The organism is Chitinophaga polysaccharea (assembly GCF_902150045.1).
Taxonomy (GTDB): domain Bacteria; phylum Bacteroidota; class Bacteroidia; order Chitinophagales; family Chitinophagaceae; genus Chitinophaga; species Chitinophaga polysaccharea_A.
On the sequence record NZ_CABFVU010000004.1, the window covers coordinates 672,046 to 697,476 of the forward strand.

At 49.6% G+C, this 25,431-nt stretch carries 1 protein-coding gene; it reads left to right on the top strand.

The genetic code is table 11. The features are described 5' to 3' along the window. The first annotated feature begins 640 nt into the window (after positions 1-640). A complete protein-coding gene (locus tag FN124_RS27410; RefSeq protein ID WP_142687968.1) occupies positions 641-25,411 on the top strand; it encodes a DUF8202 domain-containing protein in 24,771 nt (8,256 codons plus the stop codon). Positions 25,412-25,431 lie beyond the last annotated feature (20 nt).

A 25,431-nucleotide genomic window follows, 5' to 3' on the forward strand; every position in this document is an offset into this window, starting at 1 on the left:
TTATTTATCGGCAACTAAAATAACATTTTTTTTTCATCTTAACATTTTTTTGCTAGATAATAATACTGACATAATGCATCCTGAAACAGACTTGTTCCCGTTACTTCCGCGTGCCTGTACTGAGCTAAACTTGATAAGAAGGGCGATCCCATCCGTTATAGTGTCGATACGACACTATGATTTAACCCCAGGGTGACTTCAACACTAAGATGTTCATATGATGCTAAGTGCAACTTTCCTGTAGTGTAAATACTACATTGATATTAAACTATAACGACAAGGGTGTAGGTATAGTTTATCTATTTTCGCTAAACAGTTTGTTCCGTTGAGTCATGTGAACATCCTGGGAAATTTAGGACCGAAATAATACCAGTATCCTTTTAGTCACTTTAATGTTTTCCTATGAAAATTTTTACCCAACCACCGCAACATGCGGATTTTGGAATCGTGTGTTGGTACAAATCCCGTAAACCGTGAGCCTTATACTGTTCTGTCAATACCGGCTGAGAAAAGACGTGCGCCGGTTTTAACGAGCAACCATATCTGAATACAAGCATGCATGGATTCCTAAAGAACCCTGCCGGTTCGTTGTGTACAACATAGCGGAAAGGCCCCCTCATTACTCTAAGTTTATTGCATTATGTCCCTCTTTAATGTTACGAAACCCGATTCGAGATTTTTCAGCAAAGGCTGCAAGCATTTGTTGCTGGCACTGTTTGGGATGATGACAGCTGTTGCTGCAAAGGCAAACAGCTTCCCTGTCACCAATACGAATGACGCGGGAACCGGTTCATTCCGGCAGGCCATCCTGGATGCAAACGCCGCAGGCGCAGGACCGCACGAGATCGTGTTCAATGTGCACGGACAGATCACGCTGGCTTCTTCTATGCCCACCATTACGGCAAAGAAGCTGACCATCGATGGTCAGAACAGGATCACGTTGTATGCCACCGGTACCAACTCTGTTATTAATCCTTTTGTGATTAATGCAGACAGTGTGACCATCCGGAATTTCACCGTGCAGAACAGCGGGGACATTGATGTAGACATTTTTCCCAATACAACAGGGGTAACGGTGGAGAATATACGCTCTTTCAGTACCGTGGGTAATTTCCTGAATGCATTTATGAGGGTACAGGGAGCCTCCACGGGACTGACAGTAAGAAATATATACTCCACCGACGTGGAACCTGCAGGAGGCGTATATAATGGACGGGCCTTCTATTTTACAGGCGGTATGCAAACCAACCTGGTAATGGATAACATCCAACTCCGCACAGCCGGCAATACGCGCGGGGGAGAAGGTATCGTATTCCGTGATGCAGGCGTGAACGGACTGACACTGACCAACAGTAATATCAGCGGGTTCCAGAATGGTATTGTGCTCGATAATACTGCCGGCGCCGTAGAAACAGCGAACAACGTAATGTTCAGGAATGTGACCATAGACAGCTTGTGGAGCGGGATAGCGCTGGGTATCTATTGTGATTATCCGGCTACCAATTTTGAGATCAACAGGACTACAATTGATATGGATGTGATAGGAACGGATAACGATGGGGACTATGCCATCCGTTTCGATAATACGACCAACGGCATTACCCTTGACACAATAGATATAAATGAGAACGACATTTATAATATCTGGTTTAATGGCGCTGCCAGCAATATTACAATCAATAAAGTGATGATGGAGAACCAGGTGCCGGGGTTGTACGCTGCGAATTGTTATATCAGATTTGAAAGCACGGTAAACGGTTTTAATTTCAGCAATTCAATATTGAATGGAGATAAACTGGCCAATACAGACGATGCTGATATAGGTGTTTCATTTATTGCAGCCGCCACAGGCGTAGCTATCAATAACGTTACGTTTGACGGATTTGAGAACGATGGAATTAACGTAGGGGCAGCCGCCACCAATTTCCAGGTGAACAATTCAAAGTTCACCAATGGCTTTGATGGCATTGAACTTTATAACAATGCAGCAAGAACGAACGTAGATGTCATTAATTCATCTTTCTATAACCAACGCCGCTCAGGTATACTGATAAACGGCGCCAACGCGGTAACAGATGTAGACCTGGCAGGTGATACAGTGGTAAACAGCACCAATCACGGTATCTGGTTTTACGGCGGCGCAGGCGTAACGGATGCACAGGTAACCGGTTGCGTGATCCATGACAATGGTGGCGCAGGTATTAATAATGACGCCCCCAATAAGGTGATCATCTCCGATAACTCCATTTATAACAATACCGGTTTGGGTATCTCAAACCCCGCCGGTAACTGTACTTATACAGCTGCCGGCGGCAAAACGCCGGTACTGGTGTCATCCACCGCACAGGGAGGAGGGCAGTACCAGTTACAGCTCACGATACCGAATATAACAGCAGGTGCACAATACACAGTAGATATTTATGCCAACGATCCTGCTACGGGCAAAACGAGCGGGCAATATTTTGTTACTTCCTTAACAGGATTATCTGCCGGTACATCTACACAAACGATCACTTACAATGCCGGGCCGGGTGCTACCGGCCTGGGTTTCTGGACTGCCACGCTTCGTATACCCGCCAACAATTGCGGTACTTCAGAATTTGGCAATAGTATACCTATGACCTTCCAGGGCCCTGCCTGCGTAAACAACGGCATCCTGGCATGGTACCGGGCCGACCAGGCGGTGAACGGCGTAAACTGGGGCGATATTTCCGGTAATGCCAATCACATGATCGTAACAGGCGACCCAGACAACACCACCGGCATGGTGAACTTCAACCCCGCCATTTATTATGATGGCAACGATGCGCACCGGGTACCCGCTTCTGCTGGTGTAACCGGCGCATATTCCATCATGGGTATGGGACAATTGGAAGGCTCCCAGACCGGGCGTGTGTTCACCAGTTCCACCGGCAATAAATTAATGGGCTGGCATGCCTCGATGGAAAACCGGCTGTATGCGGAAAGTTGGCTTAATACCGGTAACGCGGTAACTGCAAAAGGTAAACTCTATTCATTTGAAAGAGGCGCCACCGGTGCATACGAATTTAAAGGTAATGGCACTCTGCTGAAAAACGGCACTACTTCTGACGCCGGTGTATGGACACTGGATGTGGGGGGCGCCGCGTACGGGGAATACTCAAAAGTGCTGATCCCTGAAGTGTTCATCTACAACCGTGACCTTACCCCTGCAGAAATTCAGCGCATAGAATCTTATATGGCGCTGAAATATGGTATCACACTCAATGCCGGGGCATCGGATTATGTTACCAGCGATGGCGCAGTACAAATATGGACGGCTGCATCTAACACCGGTTACGGCACGCGCATTACCGGCATTGGCCGCGATGATTGCAGCATGTTGAACCAGAGGCAGTCGCTGAGCCAGGACACCGGTATTGTAACCATTGCATTGGGAAATGCCATCGCTGCTTCCAACGCTGCTAATGCCAATACTTTCACACAGGACAAATCATTCCTGGTATTCAGCGATAACAATGGCAGTACCAGTTACTTCACCCCGGTAACCAGCACTAATGCCAACAGCCGCATGGGCCGCGTTTGGCGGGTACAGAAAACTGCTTCCTGGAATAATACCCAGCAGGTAACACTGCAACTGGCAGGCGGCACAGAGAATAATTACCTGCTCATCAGTACAGACGCTGCTTTTGGTACTGTTACCCGCGAGCTGAAACTGAGCAACACAGGCACTGTAACCCTTTCCAGTGCCGACCTGGCCAATGGCGCTTTCTTTACGTTCGGCCAGCTGCAGCGGTTCCCCGGTGGGGTAGCCACTAATCTGCAGGCATGGGTGAAGGCAGATGAAGGTGCAACAGTTGTAGACGGCAATATCCTCAAGTGGGAAGACCAGGCCGTGCAGAGAGAATGGCCACTGGCCCTTGCCAACGCACCTCTCGGCTGGCAGAAGAACGCTATTAATTATAACCCGGGCATCAATTTCCTGGGAAATAATTATTTCAGCGTACCAAAGTTTACTGAAGGTTATACAGCGGGAGAAATATTCTCAGTACAGCTCTCCAACCTGGCAGCAACTTCTACCACGCCAAGCTTCCCGTTTGAATTTGGCGGTGATCCCGCAGCGACGGGCGGCCAGCCGGTCTATGTGTATAACGGAAGTCACTATACGCACTTCGGTACTAACACAAGACCTGGTTACGCATTAACGGGCATTAACATACAACAGGCGCATATCCTGAATAACTGGAGCGCACCCGGCAGCTGGGCATTGAACTTCGATGGCAAAACGATAGGCAGCAGCGCTGCTTTCCCGGTTAATTTTTCGAGAGGTACAGCGATGAACACCGCCATTGGCGCAGGGCATTTCGCCAATTTCAATGGCCGTATGTCAGAGCTGATCTTCTATAACCGGCAATTGAACGCCACTGAGCGCGCACAGGTAAACAGCTACCTGGCACTGAAATACGGTCTCACCTTAAAAACAGCAGCCGGCGCACTCACCGATTACATTGCCAGCAATGGCACCACCCGGATGTGGACAGCTTCTAAAAATACCGGCTACGGCGAACGTATCACCGGTATAGGCAGGGACGACAACGGTACCTTGCTTCAGAAACAAAGCTTATCGCAACTGGACGGCGCCAATGTAACCATTAGCGCAGGCAGCAGCCTTACAGCATCCAACAGGGAGAATCCTTCCGATATCGCCAACGATCTTTCCTTCTTTACTTTCAGCGATAACGGCCAGGCGGCAACGTATACCCAAGGGGTTACAGGGCTGGGCAATATTACCCTGCGCATGGCGCGTATCTATAAAACAGATCGCAGCAACTGGGCTAAGAGCCCCATCACGCTGGTGCTGACAGGAGGAAACAACACAAACTACCTGCTGGTTAGCACGGATGAAACTTTTGGCGCAGGAGATAAAGTATATACATTGGATGCAACCGGCTCGCTGACACTCGACAGCGATCTGCTGCCAGACGGCGCTTATTTCACTTTTGGTAATACACAGGCAGCACCGGCAGGTATAGCCGCCGGCCTGGAAGTATGGGCAAGAGCAGATAGCGGGGTGGTAGCAGGTGGCAACATCGCCACACAATGGACAGAGTTGAGCCCAGCCCGCCGTGTATGGCCCCGGGCAGGTAGTGCTGCAACGCCCTGGAAGGAAGCCTCCTTCAATTTTAACCCAGGTATCGGTTTTGGTGGCGGGAATTATTTCACACTACCACAGTTTGCCAATGCGATGACTGCAGGTGAGATCTTCTCTGTACAATTTTCAAATATAGATAACAGTGTTGCGAGTACAAGCTATCCTTTCGAATTTGGAGGTACTTATGCCAGCAACCAGGCTGTATACACCTGGACTAATAATACTCACTACAGCTATTTTGGATCAAGTACTGCACGCAGGAATTTTACTTACCCTGCATCCGTAAATGTGCGTAATGCACATATGCTGAATATCTGGAGCGCGACTAATGACTGGGCGGCGGGTATCGATGGCAAAGTGTTGCTGACAGACAATTCCAACGCGGTGAGCTTCCTTTCAGCTCCGGTTAAAGATTATATCGGCGCCGGTCACAATTCCGTGTTCAATGGTGATATATCTGAAGTGATCATGTATTCCCGTAAGTTAAGTGCAGTAGAACGTCAGCAGTTACAATCCTATATGGCGCTGCGATACGGTCTTACGCTGGGAATTGATACACCGGTGGATTACCTGGCCAGCGATGGTACCACTAAAATGTGGCAAGCTTCCGTTGGTGGCAGCTACGCCAGACATATCACCGGTATAGGCCGTGACGACAGGGGCATGTTGTACCAGAAACAATCGGTAAGTGCAGATACAGGCCTGGTGACCATAGCTGTGGGTACTGCAGTTGCAGTTTCCAACAAAGCCAATGCAACAGTTATTACCAACGATCTTTCCTTCCTCAGCTTTGGTGACGATGGCGGCGCTACTACGTACCTGACGCCTGTTACCGGTATCAGTACTGTTAACAGTCGCATGGCCCGCATCTTCAAAGCACAGAAAAATAAGTGGGCCGATCAGAATATCACTTTCAGGTTGTCTGGTGGCAGCGCACGTACTTATCTGCTCGTAAGCACTGATGCTACTTTTGGTGCAGGAGATGCTACCTACGCATTGAATGACGACAGCACCGTTACTATTAATAGTAACCTGTTGCCTGATGGCGCTTACTTCACTTTCGCCAGGATGATCACCGGCCCGAACGGAGTAAAAGATGGTATTACTTTCTGGCTGCGTGCAGATGATGGTATGTCCGGCGGCACCCAATGGAGTGACTACAGTAACTATGGCAATGATGCTTTCCAAAGCGTAGTGGGCAGCCAGCCTATTACAGATGCGAAAGCGCTCAACTTTAATTACGGCCTGGCGTTCGACGGTACGGATGACTTCCTGGATATTGCTACTACGCGCATAGATCCGTCTACCGCCACTGTTTTTGCGGTAGCCAGTGGTGCTGGTTTTGCATCAGTAAGAGATCTTATCAGCAGCGGAGCGGTAGGTTCCGCTCATGGAATGGAATTCCGGCTCATTAACACGGGGCAGCTGCAGTACCTGGAGAATGCTGCATCGGTGACTGGTATAGGTGGTTTGCTTACTTATCAGCCCAATAAACCCTATATTTTTAGTGGTACCCAGGCCAATAATATACCTAATGGAATTCGTATTTTTGGAAACTACACCTTTGACAACCAGGGTACCGTTAATTTAACACCACTCACAGCTAATCTTATTTCTATAGGTTCCCGCACAATAGGCGGAAGGGCATTTTACTGGATGGGTAATATGGGAGAAGTGATTGCCTATAATCGTGTGCTGTCGGATGCCGAACGCCAGTCAGTAGAATCTTACCTCGGTATTAAATATGGTATTACCATCGGTAACGGCGCTACTGATTACCTGGCCACCGATGGCACTAAATACTGGACTGCCGATCCTGTTTATAAATCCCGCATTACTGGTATAGGAAGGGATAATGGCACTGCGTTGAATACCAGGCAGTCGCTCAGTGTAGACACTGGTTTTGTAACCATCTCCCTGGGGAACAGCATTGCTATTACCAATGAACAGAATACCAATACCATTACCAACGATAAATCTTTCTTTGTTTTTGGAGACAATGGGTTATCAGCTACCTCTTATGGAAATATTGTAAGCGGAACAAACGCTACCCGCCGTCTTGCGCGTGTTTGGAAAGTAGATAAAACCAACTGGGCTGATCAGTCTATTACATTGAAAGCAGATGCTCCGGGCACAAAAGTATACCTGCTGATCAGCTCTGATCCCACTTTTGCTACCATCAGCCAGGAACTGCCGCTGAATGCAGATAAGACAATTACCCTCAATTCCAGCCTGATGCCGGATGGTGTGTATTTCACCTTCGGCGCCGCCGTAAAATACCCGGGTGGTGTAAACAGTGGTAAGCTGGTGTGGTTACGCGCGGATCTGGGTACTTCTGCTAACGCAGACAGTACGCCGATCAGCAGCTGGAATGACTATAGCCCTAACGGGAACAATATGTCACAGAATACACCGGCCAGTCAGCCAGTGTATTTCAATAATGCCACCAGCAATATGAACTTTAACCCGGTGGTTAAGTTTAATGGAGGCGCTAATGTGACAAATGGAATGACAGGTGTTACTTCTTTACTGAAGACAGGTACCTACACCGGAGAAGCAGCTTTTTTTGCAGGTAGCCAATCAAATACTGTTGCCGCCGTTATTTTTACAGAACCTGCCGGTACAGGCACCCAGTTCACCCTGCATGCCACCTGGTCTGACAATATTGTTTACTGGGATGCACCATATGTCAATAACCGTCTTACTTATAATGCGGGAGATATCAATAACCAGATCATTCTCTGGACTGCCACCAATGATAATAGTCTTGCTGCCAACCGGCAGGCCATTTACCGGAATGGGTTAAATGTAGCTAACGGTAATAATAACAGTGTGCTTACCGGTAACAATACTCTTTTCCAGCTTGGTTGGAACGGTCCTAACTCTTATAGTGGCCGCATGGGCGACCTGATCGTTTACGCGAATGCGCTTACGCCAAATGAGCAACAGCGTGTGAACACCTACATGGCTATTAAATACGGTATTAGCTTGAATAACGGCGCCTCCAATTATCTTGCCACCGATGGCAGTACAATATGGAACGCCGCCACCAACACCGGTTATGGTAATTATATCACCGGTATCGGCCGCGATGATGCGGAAGATCTTAACCAGAAACAATCCCGTAATACAGCAGCTGGTATGCAGCTGGCTATAGCCTTAAACAGTTTATCTGAAACGAATACGGCAAATGCCAACTCATTTACTGCTGATAAATCCTATATGGTATGGGGCGATAACGCCGGCAGCAGCCTGTTTAAAACTGCGATCACAGGTCACCCTGTAGCAAACTACCGCATGGCGAGAGTTTGGAAGGTCCAGGAAACCGGTACTGTTGGTAACGTACAGGTAGCCGTGCCTTATGATGCACTGCCCAATGCCGCACAGACCTATCTCGTTATCAGTAACGATGCCACTTTTGACGGAACTGACCAATTTATCCCTGTAACCGCAACCACCCTTAATGGCGTGAAGCAATATGCCGCTACGGTGGATCTGACCAGTGGACAATACTTCACTTATGCAGCGTCTATCAAAGCACCGGGTGGCGTAGCAGGAACCAGCCTTTGGCTACGTGCTGATGCAGGTACATCCGGCACAACGGATAATACTGCCATCAATGGCTGGACCGACTATGCATCCGACCTGAACAATGCAACACAGGTTACAACGGCTAACCAGCCACTGTATGCCCAAAATGCAACTGATAATGTCAACTTTAACCCAGTTGTAAAATTCAATGGTACCAGCCATCGTATGATATTGGATGGTACAAAACTGCCTCTGGGCACCAGCGCAAGAACTGTTATTGCGATGACAGCCAACGCATCAATCGCCAGCCGCAGCTTAATCAGCTGGGGCAATCAGCTTGCAACATCTACCGGCAACCGTTATGCTATGGAGATAGGCGGAGGCCAGCGCTCTATTGAAACTTCCTACAGCCGTTATGGTAATACAGGAGGCAATACCATGCTTCCCGGCATCACCATGTACACCAATGCAGCTAATACCACTACGGCAGCTACCCAGATGAGGATCAATGGTGCATCCGCTGCAGTTGGACTTATAGCTGTTGGCAATCAGCCTATTAATACATCCTCTGTAGCATTGGCTTATTTGGGCGACAACGTACTTAGTGGTGGCGGCTGGTATTACAGCGGTTCATTGGGTGAAACTATTGTGTATGCCAATGCGCTTACTGCCACTGAACAGCAACGGGTTGAAAGTTACCTGGCTATCAAATATGGTATTACGCTGAATAACGGGACTACCGATTATCTCGCTACGGATGGTACCACCAAAGTATGGGATGCCACCGTTAACACTACTTATAAAAATAACATCACCGGTATTGGCCGCGACGATGTGGAAGGGCTTACTCAGAAGCAGAGCCAGAGCATCAATGCAGGTTTCCAGCCCACAGTGGGCCTGGGAGGTATTGCTGCAAGCAACATCGCCAATACCAATACATTTGCTACCGATAAATCATACCTGGTTTGGGGAGATGATGGCGCCAGCACTTTATTTGGCACTGCTATCACAGGTAACCCTGCTGTAACCACGCGTATGGCAAGAGTATGGAAAGTGCAGGAAACAGGTACCGTCGGTACGGTGACTATTTCCGTCGCAAAAGATCAGCTGCCATTAATTGCTAAAACACCTTACCTGGTAGTAAGCAGCGATGCTACTTTTGATGGGGGAGACCAATTTATACAGTTGTCCCAGACAGATGTGAACGGTGTTCCAAGCTATTCAACCACTATTGATCTTACCAATAACCAATACTTCACTTTCGCCAGCTTTGTTACCGCACCGGGCGGTGTACCCAATGAAATGCTGTGGGTAAAAGCTGATGCAGATGTACAGGTGAACGGCAGCAACCAGGTACAGCAATGGCTGAACCAGGCAGGGGCCATGAAAACTGAACTGCGCGCGTCCACACCTAGCCACACAGATGCGATTACTGCTTCGGCAGATATTATCCAGGTAGCTAATGGCATTAACTTTAACCCAACACTTGATTTTACGGGTGCGCTAGGAAAATCTCTGAAAGGAGATGCCGGTACTAACTGGAATACATCTGCTAATCTTTCCGTTTTCTCTGTGAGTGCTCCTGAAGGTGTCCCGGCAAATGGTTTGGGTGGTATCTTCGCCAGCAATGGAAATTGGTTGGCGGGTGGCGGTTCCGGAAGGGGACTGGTATATACCAACACCGGCAACTTTACTCTTGATGGCAACGGTTGCCTGGAAGCTCCGTCTACTCCTCCTTATGCGGGCCCGATTATCGCCAGGGGTATTTATGTGAATGCAGCTAACTCCCTGAATGGAAGCACCTGGCTGAACGGCAAACGAGGTCCAGTGCTAGGTACCAACTGTGTACCGCAGGCGGATGGCTCTTTCTTTGAAGTAGGCGGTCGGACTACCGGTGGTTCTACCTATACCAACCGTATCTTCAACGGTAAGATCCCTGAAGTGATCGTGTACAAATCTGCTCTCACCGCTACAGAGGCGCAGCAGGTAGAATCATATCTTGGCGTTAAATATGGTATCACGCTCGACCAGTCTGCTGCACAGAATTACCTGGCTACAGACGGTTCCGTGATCTGGAATGCAACGAATAACAGTACTTATAAAAACAACATCTTCGGTATTGGCCGCGATGATCGTGAAGGACTGGTACAGAAACAGTCCCGCAGTATCCACACAGGTTCTATCCTGACAATCGGAATGCGTACTATCGCCGCTACCAATGCAGACAACACTAATGTTTTCAATGCAGACAAAAGTTACCTGATGCTCGGCAGCAACAGCAACGCTCTCACTGTAACAGGTACCGACCTGCCTGTGGGCAGCTGTATCCCCGAGCGCCTTACACAGGAATGGAAAACACAATTCACCAACTATGATATCAGCACCCAGCCTCTCAGTTTGCAGTTCAACCTGAACGGCATCACTGTAAAAGGAACCGCTACTGAAGACTTTACCATCATGATAGATGAAGATGGTGACGGTAACTTCGCTACCGGTACGGTGAGCGAGATACCTGCCACCAGCTTTAATGGCGGTATTGTGAGCTTTGAAAACCTGAGCGCTCTGAAAGATGGCGTTGTGTTTACCCTCATCACCAGTCACCTCCAGCGCACTGCTAACCTGGTGCCGGATGCAACGGTGAGAACAGTAACAGCTACCTGTATTGATAACAATACACTTTATTTCATTGATCCTTCAGATCCGAACAAATACGTTGCATCCATTGCCCTGAACGGCAATACCATGGATGTTACCAAACTCTCTGCACTGGTAGATGTGAACAGGGATATGAGCGCAGCATTGGGTAGGAACAGCGGTACCGACTATGGTACGCAGTTAATGCGCAGGCTGGTACAAATCAGTTACACGGGTGCAGCCCTGACACAGAACGGCGGTATTACCCTTCGTCTCTTCTGGAATCCTGCGGAAAGGACCAATGCAGAAAATATGCTGTCCGGTACCCGCGGCGTAACCGGTGCACAACGGTGGGCATGGTTCAAACATACCGGCGATATTACTTCCACCCTGGCTGATCTGGCTCCTCAGGGACTGGCTAATATTACTGAGATCACCCCATCAGCTACCGGTCAGCAGGATGGCGTGGAATACGTTGAGTTCAGCGGTATTCAAAACTTCTCCACCTTTGGTGGTTTAACCACTGCCAGCCAGGTGTTGGCCATCTCCAAAGTACAGGATGGCGCTGAAGGCACACAGAACGGTTCCTTTAGCATCAGCATGCCTGCAGGCGTAACAGCTACGGAAGATATCACCGTGAATTATGCGGTAACAGGTACGGCAGCTAACGGCGCCGACTATACGGCGTTGAGCGGTTCAGTTGTCTTTCCGGCAGGTAGTAGCAGTATAACCCTTCCTGTAACGGTTACGGACGATAACATCCTTGAAATAACAGAAGGGGTGACCGTTACGCTGAACAGCGCTTTCGGCGCCGGTAGCGGTAACGCTTATAATATCAGCACTACACAAGCCGCCGCTTCCCTGAATATTGCTGATAATGACAGCAATAACCCGGCTAAAACCACGGTAGGGGTAACCTGGGCCAGCGATGCCAAAGAACCCATTACCAACGGGGCATTCAACATCAGCCTGCCAACAGGTGTTACTTCATCTGAAGATATTACCGTGAATTATTCTGTTGGCGGTACTGCCACACCAGGTGCAGATTATGGTGTACTGAGCGGATCGGTAGTGATCCCTGCAGGTCAGCCTGGCGTAGTATTACCGGTAATAGTGGCCAATGACCAGCTTGTGGAAAAACCTGAAACGGTATTAGTGACCATAACAGGCGGCAGCTCCACTAACTTTACGCTTACCCCGGCTGCTACTGCGGGTAATGCTACTGTGAATGTAATAGATGATGAGAATACACCTGCCAACCTGGTGCTGAGCATTGCTAAAACAGCCGATGCTTCGGAACCGGGCACCAACGGCGGCTTTATGATCAGTTTGCCTGCCGGTATTCATTCTTCTGAGGACATTACCGTTAGCTATAACATTGGTGGTACAGCCACAGGTGGGGCTGATTATACCGCCCTCACAGGTACAGTTATCTTATTGGCAGGTCAACCCAGTGTAGCCCTGCCAGTTAGTGTAACCGACGACCAGATAATTGAGAATAACGAAACTGTGCTGGTAACGCTTACCGGAGGTACCAGCACCAGCTTTAACTATACAGCCAGTACTACCAATGGTAATGCCACTCTTACCATAACGGATGATGATAACACCGCTGCTAACCGCGTACTGAGCATCGTGAAGAAAACAGATGCCGCAGAACCAGCTACCAACGGCGAGTTCACTATCAGTTTACCAGCTGGTATCACCGCATCAGAAGATATAACCATAACCTATACACCAACCGGTACCGCCAGCAGTGGCGCTGATTACACTGCCCTGGGAACCACTGTGCTGCTACCTGCAGGACAGAACAGCGTATCCTTGCCGCTCACCGTTACCGATGACAAGATCATTGAGAACACTGAAACCGTTATAGCAACGGTGACCGGTGGTACCAGTACCAGCTTTGCCTTCACTGCCAGCAGCACTAACGGCAGCGCTACGGCCAACATCGATGATGATGATAATACTACCGCCAACCGCGTTTTAGGTGTCAGGAACGCCGGCGGCGATGCTTCCGAGCCGTCCACCAACGGAGCATTTAAGATCGGCCTGCCAACAGGTATTACTTCTTCAGAACCTGTTACTATAAGTTATACCATCGGCGGAACTGCAGCTAACAGTACCGACTATACTACGCTGACAGGTACGGTGATATTACCCGCCGGCCAGGACAGCATCCTGGTACCGGTAGTTGTAGCAAATGATGAATTACTGGAAAACATAGAAACGGTGATACTTACCCTCACCGGCGGAACCAGTACCAGTTTTGCCTTCACTGCCAGCGCTACCAATGGTAATGCTACCGTAAATATTTTAGATGATGACAATACCCCGGCCAATCGCATACTGAGCATTGCTAAAACAGCCGATGGCGCAGAACCTTCTACCAATGCAGGGTTCAGTATCAGCCTGCCTTCAGGCAAGCTCCCATCGGAAGCGATCACCGTGAATTATACTATAGGCGGCACCGCCACTAACGGAACAGACTATACTACGTTAACCGGCACAGCAACTATACCTGCCGGCCAGAACAGTGTAGCCGTGCCAGTTACAGTTACCGACGACCAGGTAATAGAAAGTACTGAAACAGTGACGCTGACCATCACCGGTGGCAACAGCACTAACTTTACTTATACCGCCAGCACTACAAATGCCAGTGCTTCCGCTAATATTACAGATGATGACAACACCGCTGCGAACCGAGTATTGAGCGTAAGCAACGATGGCAACGCAGCAGAACCAGGTACCGCCGGCGGCTTTACTGTACGCCTGCCTGCAGGAATAACCTCATCTGTACCTATCACGGTGAATTATTCTATTACAGGGTCAGCTTCCAGTGGTACAGATTATACCGCCATCACCGGCGCTATCACCATCCCGGCTGGCCTGGATAGTGTAGCTGTACCGGTAACTGTGATTGATGATAAGATCATCGAATCCACAGAAACAGTGATCATGACTATCACCGGTGGAACCGGTGGCAGCTTTAGTTTTACTGCATCTCCATCCGCTGCAACCGCCACTGTTGATATTGTGGACGATGACAACACGCCGGCTAACCGTACCGTAATTGTAGAATTGGTGCAGGACGGGTCTGAAGACGGCACTTCCATCAGGTTTAATTTCCACCTGCCAACAGGAATTACCTCTTCTGAACCGGTAACGGTTAATTATACCGTTGGTGGTACAGCCATTAAAGGCACGGATTATACTGGTCTTACACCAACAGACTTCAGCGGCATAGCAACAATTTCAGCAGGTAGTACCGGTGGAATTGCTATTGTTGGTAATGTTGCCGATGACAAAATCATAGAGGGCACGGAAACAGCAGTGATCACTATTACCAGCGCTTCTTCCGGCAGCTTTACCTTTAACCCTGATCCGGCGGCAGGTAGCGCTACAGGTAACATCATTGATAATGATGACCTGCCCGAAAACCGCGTGCTCAGTATCACCAAAACCGGCGACGCTGCAGAACCGGCTACCAACAATACTTTCAAAATCAGCCTGCCTGCAGGGGTAACAGTCGCCCAGCCTATTACGGTGAACTATACCATTAGCGGCACAGCCACACCAGGTACAGACTATGCGAGCCTTACCGGCACAGCTACCATCCCTGCGGGTGCAGACGGTGTAACACTGCCTGTAAATGTGATCGATGATAAATTCATTGAGAATGCCGAAACAGTGGTGGCAACTATTACCGGTGGTACTGCCGGCAGTCTTACTTTCACTGCCAGCCCAACCAATGGTCAGGCAACCATGAATATAGCAGATGATGATAACACAGTGGCGAACCGTGTGCTCAGTATAGTGAAACTGTCTGATCTTGAAGAACCTTCCACCGACGGCTCATTCCGTATCAGTTTGCCTGCACAGATAAGAACATCAGAAGCGGTAACGGTTAACTATACTGTGACCGGTACCGGTGCTAATGGAACAGACTATACGACGTTAAGCGGCAGCGTAGTACTGCCTGCAGGTGAGAACAATGTAGTTCTTCCGGCAAACGTATCAGATGACCAGATCGTAGAAGGCACCGAAACCCTGACCGTTACCATTGCCAGTGGTACCAGCACAAGTTTCGCCTTCACCGCCAGCACTACCAACAACAGCGCTACGGCCAATATCCTGGATGATGACAACGTAGCTGCTAACCAGGTATTGAGTGTGGTGAAAGGCAGCGATGCCGCTGAACCAGGTACCAATGGGGCCTTTACTATCAGTTTGCCCGCAGGTTATACTGCTGCTGCGCCAATTAGCATCAACTATACTATAGCGGGTACCGCAACAAGCGGAACAGATTATACTGCATTAACAGGCTCAGTAATCCTGCCTGCCGGACAAAATGGGGTTTCTGTGCCGGTAAGTGTGATCAACGATAAGATCGTGGAAAACACCGAAACCGTGATACTTACCCTCACCGGTGGCACAAGTCCCGGCCTTACTTACACTGTCAGCAGCACTAACAGCAACGCTACAGTAAATATTACAGACGATGAAAATTCAACGGCTAACCGTATACTGAGTGTTACCAATACCGGCAATGCTGCAGAACCGGGTACCAATGGAGAGTTTACCATCAGTTTGCCCGCTGGTTTAGTACCATCGGAAGACATCAGCGTTACCTATACTATCAGCGGTACAGCCACAGGTGGCGATGATTACACTGCGCTTACCGGCACTGCTGTTATCCTCGCCGGTCAGGATAGTGTAGTTGTTCCCGTAACCGTGAAAGACGATCAGATCATAGAAGGTCTGGAAACAGTGATCCTTACTGTCAGCGGTGGCTCCAGCAGCAACTTTGCATATACCGCCAGCACTACCAATGGCAGCGCCACTGTAAATATTGCAGACGATGATAATACCGCCGCCAACCAGGTACTGGCTGTTACCAAAGTAACCGACGCAGCAGAACCAGCTACCAATGGCAGCTTCAAGGTAAGTTTGCCTGCTGGTATTACAGCAGCCAGGGATATACAGGTAACTTATAGTATAGGCGCAGGTACCGCTACTCCGGGTACAGATTACCGCGCTATTACAGGTACCATCATCATCCCTGCTGGTCAGAACAGTGTATCCGTTCCCGTGAATGTGATAGACAATACCGTGATTGAGCCAGCAGAAACTGTGATCCTGAATATCTCCGGTGGAAATGATACACAGTTCAGTTATACTGTTGCAGGTGGAGGAGGTTCCGCTACAGTAACTATCAATGATAATGATCATGTTGCTAACAGCAACATTGTGCTGCTCACCAAAGTATCCGACGCAATAGAAGGCGGTACCAACGGTCAGTACAGGATTTCCCTGCCACCGGGCGTTACCAGCTCCGAAGATGTGGTGGTCACCTTTGCCAATAGCCCTGTAGGTGGAACAGCTGACAATACGATCGACTATAATTTCCTGGGCCTGTCTGGGGGGAACATTGTTATCCCTGCCGGCGCCAACGAAGTGTATGTTGATGTAGATGCTGGTAACGATGGCGTCATCGAAGGACCTGAAACAGTGATACTGACACTTACCAGCGCAGCTTCCGCCAGTTATCCGTTCACTATAGATCCTTCAGGTAACGGAGCTGTAGTAAATATCATAGATGCCAATGCTGCCAGCACTACGCCGATACAAGTAATTACCGGTACGAATGCAGCGGAACCTGCCACCAATGGCTCCTTCACGGTGAAGTTGGCTAGTGTGGCTACTTCTGCATGGGATGTTACAGTAGGGTATCGCATATCCGGTACTGCTGTATCCGGTGTGGATTACGAGGCGCTGGGTACTGTTGTGATCCCGCGGAATACCAATGCCGTAACTGTACATCTTAAAGTAAAGGATGACCAGATCATTGAGCCTACAGAAACAATGACGTTTACAGTCTTGTCCGGCAGTGCCACAGATGGTGGTGGTAATGCGTTTATCTTCCCGCCTGATCCGGCCAACAATGATGTTACAGTGAACATTGCGGATAATGATACCATTGCTGCCAACCGGGTACTGAAAGTGGTGAAAACTACCGATGCCGCGGAACCATCTGCTAATGGCGCCTTTACGGTAAGCCTGCCTGCAGGTTATACATCCAGCGCCAATACTACGCTGTCGTATACCATGACCGGTACGGCGACCCGTAATACCGACTACTCGATCTTTACCATTACGTTACCGGCAAATACCAACAGTATTACTTTACCACTGTCTGTAATAAATGATAAGATCATTGAGAATACGGAAACGGCTATACTAAACCTTACAGGTGGTACAGATGGTAACTCATTCACATATAGTGCAGATCCGGCCGGTAACCAGGCAACATTGAATATAGCGGATGATGATAATACCAATGCCAATAAAGTGCTCCTTGTTACCAACAGCGCTGATGGTGCAGAGCCGGGAACAGATGGAGAATTTACCATCAGCCTGCCTGCTGGTTATACATCTTCGGAAACTATCACTGTCAATTATACGATAGCCGGTACAGCTACTGCGGGTGGCGACTATGCTGCCCTGTCGGGTACCGCACAGATACTGGCTGGTCAGCCTGATGTTAAGATCCCTGTGGATGTAACCGATGATCAGATCATAGAAGGCACAGAAACCGTAGCGCTTACCCTTACAGGCGGCACAAGTACCAGCTTTACCTTTGCGCCTGCAAGTGGTAACAACACAGCAACAGTAAACATCGCTGATAATGACAATACAGCAGCTAACCAGGTGATCAGCGTCACCAGGAAAGCCGATGCGGCAGAACCAGGTACTAATGGCGCCTTCACATTTAGTTTGCCGGCGAATGTTAAATCCGCACAGCCGGTAACCGTGAATTATACCATTGCTGGTACGGCCATCAACGGAACAGACTATGCAACACTCTCCGGTTCCATAGTATTACCGGCAGACCAGAATAGTATAGATCTGCCCATTACTGTTTCCGATGATAAGATCATAGAAGGTACAGAAACGGTGATACTCACTGTTACAGGTGGCAACTCACCGTCCTTCGTGTACACTGCCAGCACCACCAATGGTAATGCCACTGTGAATATTGCAGACGATGATGGCACAGGTGCCAACCTTGTGCTCAGTGTAGCTAAAACAAAAGATGCCGCTGAACCGGGTACTAACGGCTCGTTCCGTATCAGTTTACCTACAGGCTATACCGCATCAGTGCCCATCACCGTAAACTATAACATAACAGGTACTGCTACTACCGGCGACGACTATACGGCGCTGAGCAGTACAGTGATCATACCGGCCGGACAAAACGGTGTATCCGTACCCGTGAATGTGAAAGATGACCAGGTAATTGAGAACCCGGAAACCGTGATCATGACCCTTACCGGTGGTACATCCGCCGGCTTCACTTACACCGCCAGCACTACCAATGGCACCGCTACTGTGAATATCACAGATGACGACAACATACCGGATAACCTGGAGCTGAGCGTGGTAAGAACCGCAGATGCTGCAGAACCGACTGCCAATGGTACATTCAGGATCAGCCTGCCAACAGGCGTTACCGTTGCAGAAAATGTGACAGTGAACTATACCATTACAGGTGATGCAGTAAACGGTGTCGATTATGCCAACCTCTCTGGCTCAGTGGTGATCCCTGCCAACCAGAACGGCGTAGTGGTACCCGTAACCGTAACTGATGATCAGATCATTGAAGGCACCGAAAAAGTAGTTATGACACTGAACAGCGGCGCCAGCGCCAATTTCAGCTTCACACCAGGTACTACCAGCAGTAATGCTTCCATGGATATTGATGACAACGACAATATACCAGCTGCCCTTATGCTGAGTATTACCAAAAATGCAGACGGAGCGGAACCATCTACCAACGCTGCATTCACCATCAGCCTGCCAAGCGGGTACAGGGCATCGCAGGATATTACAGTGAACTATACCGTATCCGGTACTGCTGCCAGCGGTGATGATTATACTTCTATTGGAAATTCTATTGTACTGCCTGCGGGCCAGAACAGCATTAGTCTGCCGGTAATAGTAAAAGATGACCAGATCATTGAGAATACAGAAACAGTGGTTGTCACCATAACAAGTGGTAACAGTACCAGCTTCAACCTTGTGCCAGACGGCGCCAGTGGCACCGCTACGGCGAACATTACAGATGATGAGGCCAGCAATCCGGCCAGCCTGGTACTGGGCATCACCAAAAAGGCAGATGCGGCTGAACCAGCAACCAACGGTTCCTTTACTGTGAGCCTGCCCGCAAATATCACTGCGGTAGAAGACATCACCGTGAACTATACCGTAACAGGTACAGCTGCCTCCGGTGCCGACTATACGGCCTTAAGCGGATCAGTAGTGATCCCGGCTGGTGATAACAGTGTAGACGTTCCTGTTATTGTTAGTGATGATAAGATTATAGAGAATACAGAAACAGTAATAGCAACCCTCGCAGGAGGCTCATCTTCCAGCTTTACCTTTACAGGTACCGGTAATGCTACCGTAAATATCACTGATAATGATAACGTAGCCGCCAACCTGGTGCTGAGTGTTGCCAACACAGGCGACGCAGCAGAACCTGGCACCAACGGTACCTTTAATATCAGTCTGCCTACAGATTATGCAGCAGCGGAAGACATCACTGTTACCTATACCGTAACAGGTACTGCCACCAGTGGCACGGATTATACCGCACTTACAGGCACAGCTGTGATCCCGGCAGGTCAGAATAGTGTAGCCGTATCAGTTCCGGTACAGGACGATCAGCTGATTGAGCCTACAGAAACCGTGATCATGACACTGACCGGCGGTACTTCCACCAGCTTCACGCTCACGGCCAGCACCACCAACGGTAAGGACACCGTGAATATTACAGACAACGATAACACCGCAGCTAATCGCGTGCTGGGTGTGGTGAAAACCACCGATGCTGCCGAACCGGGCACAAATGGCGTATTCACAATTACCCTGCCTTTAGGTATCACTGCATCGGAAGACATTACAGTGAATTATACGGTTAACGGTACCGCTACCAGCGGAAAAGATTATACCGCGCTGAGTGGTTCAGTGGTAATTCCTGCCGGTGAAGACAGTGTAACCGTAACCGTACCGGTGATCGACGATCAGGTGATCGAAACTCCTGAAACGGTGACCCTGATGCTTACAGGCGGTACCAGCACCAGCTTTAACTTCACGGCTAGCACTACCAGCGGCAACGCTACAGTGAATATTGCCGATGATGATAATGTTGCAGCTAACCTGGTGATCAATGTAACCAACCCTGTGAACGGTGCAGAACCAGCTACCAATGGAATATTTACCGTTGGCCTGCCTGCAGGGTATACCGCATCGGAAGATCTCACCGTTAGTTACACCATAGGCGGTACAGCCATCAGCGGAACTGATTACACTGCCCTGGGTGGAACCGTGGTGATCCCGGCCGGTCAGAACAGTGTGCCGGTAACCGTAGATGTGATCAACGACCAGATCATAGAAAATACAGAAACAGTAATATTGACGGCTACAGGGGCCAGCTCTACCAGCTTTACCCTCGCGGCAAGCAGTACCAGCGGAAATGCTACAGTGAATATCGCAGATGACGATAACACCGCGGCTAACCGGGTGCTGAGTGTAAGCAATGCGGCTGATGCTGCTGAACCTGGTACAAACGGTAGCTTTGCTATCAGTTTACCTGCCGGAGTAACTGCAGCCGAAGATATTACCGTAAGCTATACCACAGCCGGTACGGCAACAGGTGGAACCGACTACAATGCTCTCAGTGGCACAGTAGTGATCCCTGCCGGACAAAATAGTGTAACCGTTCCTGTGAGTGTGATCAACGACCAGGTGATTGAAACAACCGAAACGGTGATCCTGACCCTCACCGGTGGCACTTCTACCAGCTTCGCATTCACCGCCAGCACCACCAACGGTAATGCGACCGTGAATATTAATGATGACGATGATAACTCCACTAACCGTGTGATACAGGTGAGCAGAACAGCAGATGGCGCAGAGCCAGGCACGAACGGCAACTTCAATGTAGGCTTGCCCGCCGGCATCACCGCTGCGGAAGATATCACCGTGAATTACGCGATTACAGGCACCGCGATGAATGGTACCGATTATGCAAACCTCACCGGTACAGTAGTGATACCTGCCGGTCAGAACAGCGTGAACGTACCGGTAACCGTAACCGATGACCAGATCATTGAAGGAAATGAAACCGTGATCATGACCGTTACAGGCGGCACATCTGCCAGCTTCGCCTTCACTGCCAGCACAACCAGCGGCAACGCTACGGTAAATATTGCCGACGATGATAACACAGCAGCTAACCGCGTATTGCTTGTAACCAACACCGCCGATGCCGCTGAACCGGCTACCAACGGTAGCTTCAGTATTGGTCTGCCTGCAGGAATTACCGCTGCTGAAGATATCACGGTTAACTACACCGTAGCAGGTACTGCAACTTCCGGTACAGACTATACCAATATCACCGGGGTCATCACTATCCCTGCCGGCCAGAATAGTATAGCCGTACCAGTGAATGTATCAGACGATAAGGTGATTGAACCAACCGAAACAGTGGTATTGACAACAACCGGCGGAACATCTGCCAGCTTCGTCTTCACTGCAGGCGGTACAGGTAATGCCACCGTGAATATTACAGATGATGATAACGTTGCGGCTAACAGGGTGCTCAGCGTGGTAAAAACTGCCGACGCATCAGAACCTTCCACAGCCGGCTCATTCACTATCAGTCTGCCAGCTGGTATTACAGCCTCTGAAAACGTGATCGTAAATTATACAATAGGCGGCACCGCCACCGCAGGTACAGACTACACTGCATTGAATACTTCAGCAGTGATACCTGCAGGTCAGAACAACGTTACCGTACAGGTACCGGTGATCGACGACAAGCTGATAGAAAATACAGAAACCGTGGTGGTGACGCTTACCGGTGGATCTTCTGCCAGCTTTACTTTCACAGGTAGCAGCAATGCCATTGTAAACATACTGGACGACGACAACACAGCGGCCAACCGCATACTCGCAGTAACGGCCATCAGTGATGGCGCAGAACCGTCCACAAATGGTGAGTTTACTATTAGTTTGCCTGCCGGCCTGGCCTCATCTGAAGCAGTTACCGTGAATTATACCATCAGCGGTACAGCTACCAGCGGAACAGACTACACTGCCCTCAGTGGTACTGTAGTGATCCCTGCAGGTCAGAACAGTGTTACCGTACCGGTGCCTGTGATCAATGACCTGATCCTGGAAAGCACTGAAACAGTGCACATGACCCTCACCGGTGGTACATCAGCCAGCTTTGCCTTCACCGGCGGCGGCGCGGCTACTGTAAACATCACAGATGATGAAAACACCGCTGCTAACCGTACACTGAGGATCGTGAAAACCACCGACGCCGCAGAGCCATCTGCAAATGGAAGCTTTAGTATCAGTTTGCCCGGCGGTATCATTACCTCTGAAAATATCCAGGTAAACTATACCGTAAGCGGCACCGCTATCAGTGGCACAGACTATACTGCCATCACGGGAACCATTACTATCCCGGCAGGTCAGAACAGCGTAAGCGTTCCGGTAACAGTAAAAGATGATAAGGTGATTGAAGTAACCGAAAGCGTGATCATGACCTTAAACGGAGGAACAGCCACCGGCCTCAGCTTCACTGGCAACGGTAGTGCAACCGTAAACATCAGCGATGATGAAAGCATTACACCGGCCAGCCTGGCACTGACTATCTCCAAAGATACAGACGGAGCTGAACCAGCTACCAACGGCGGCTTTAAGGTGAGCCTGCCTGCAGGTATCACATCTTCCGAAGCGATCACCGTTAATTATACAATAGCGGGTACCGCTACTGCCGGAGCAGATTATACCACCCTCACCGGCACCGTAGTAATACCTGCGGACCAGAACAGTATAGCCGTTCCCGTAGTTGTTGCGGACGACCAGATCATAGAAGTAACAGAAACAGTAATAGCCGCCCTCAACGGCGGTACTTCAGGTCACTTCACCTTCGCTGGTAACGGTAGTGCTACCGTAAATATCACCGATAATGAAAGCAGCGTACCGGCCAACATGGTAGTAACCGCTACTAAAGGTGCAGACGGCGCAGAACCTGCCACTAACGGCAACTTCGTCATCAGTCTGCCGGCAGGCGTTACTTCTTCAGAAAATATTACAGTGAACTACACTATAACGGGTACGGCTACCCCGGGTGCGGATTACGCCGCCCTTACCGGTACAGTAGTGATCCCGGCCGGTCAGAACAGCGTTACCATACCGGTAACCGTTACAGACGACCAGGTGATAGAAGGCACAGAAACAGTGATCCTGACACCAACAGGCGCCAGCTCAGCCAACTTCACCTTCACTACCGGCGGTATTGCTACAGTGAACATCACTGATGATGAAAGCAACCTGGTGTTGAATATCACTAAAAACGCAGATGGCGCAGAACCTGCTACTAACGGCGGCTTCACCATTAGCCTGCCAACCGGTGTTACCGCAGCAGTGGATATCACCGCCAGCTATACCGTAACGGGTACTGCAAAAGGCGGTGCAGATTACACTGCCCTCACAGGTACCGTAGTGATCCCGGCTGGTCAGAACAGCATCGCCATACCGGTAACAGTAACGGATGACCAGCTGATAGAAGGAAATGAAACCGTGATTATCACAGGTACCGGTGGTACGGCTACAGGCCTTGTGTTTACACCAGGCAGCAGCAACACCATTACAGTGAATATAGCAGACGACGATAACGTGAACATGGATATGACCGTAAGCGCTACCACGCCAAATGCGGCAGAGCCATCAACACCGGGAGCATTCACCATTGGCCTGGCCAGCGGCAAAATACCGGTTGAAGATATCACGGTTACCTACACAATTGCAGGAAGCGCCGCAGCAGGCAGCGATTATACCGCTCTCACCGGCACAGTGGTAATACCAGCAGGCCAGTCGAGCGTAGTGGTACCGGTAACCGTAACAGACGATGACCTGATAGAACCTGCAGAAACGATGGTGCTCACCATTACCAGTGGTGAATCGGCCCACATGAGTTACACAACCGGTGCTAACAGTACCGCCACTGTAACCATTGCAGACGATGATCACACTAACCTGAACCTGGTGGTAACCGCCAGCAGGCCGGATGCTACTGAACCGGGTGTAAACGGCGCGTTCGCCATCAGCCTGGCCAGCGGCAAGCGCACCTCAGAGCCAATCACTGTTCAATATATGATTGGCGGTACTGCCACACCGGATGCAGATTATACAGCTATTACCGGCACAATTACCATCCCGGCAGGAGCCAGCAGTGTAACCGTTCCCGTGAGTGTGCTGAACGACAGTGAAGTAGAATCGCCGGAAACAGTTGTGCTCATGCTCACCGGCGGACAATCGGCCAGCTATACCTTCACAAAGGGCGGCACCGGTGAAGCAACGGTAACAATTACTGATACTGATACATATACCGGTGACCTGATCGTTACCAAAGAAATAGTGGCTCCGGTAACAGGACCGTACCGCATGGGACAGAACCTCACCTACCGTATCACCGTAAGGAATGCAGGCAACGTGGCAATGACCGCCGTGAAAGCTGAAGACCGCCTGCCGGTACAGCTGGATGTGCCTTCTCATACTTCCGCCGAAAGGGGACAGGTAGTAGTATCACCAGCTGCTAAACTGGTAGAATGGAATATCGGCGACCTGGCAGCAGGGGCCAGTGTACAAATGACGCTGACCTCCCGCGTAATAGAAGGCGGACAGCTGATCAATGAAGCGACAGCCTACAGCACCAATATGCCGGATGCCGACAGCACGAATAACACAGGAGTATCTGCAGTGGGAGTGGAAGGATCAGACCTCTTGTTCCCGAATGTGATTACGCCGAACGGCGATGGTAAGAACGAAAGGTTCATCATCGGCGGACTTGAAAAATATCCGGGATCATCACTATATATCTTCAACCGCTGGGGCGGACAGGTGTACCAATCCAAAGATTACCGTAACGACTGGAACGGTTCCAACCTGAACGAAAGCACTTACTACTATATACTGGAAGTGAAGAAACCGGACGGTATCAAAAAGTATAAAGGCTGGATAACAATATTGCGGTAAAAGACAATAATAATATCTGC

What these genes read in the sequence shown, in the direction of transcription:
- FN124_RS27410 (WP_142687968.1), top strand. Translation starts at nt 641, where the DNA reads ATGTCCCTCTTTAATGTTACGAAACCCGATTCGAGATTTTTCAGCAAA.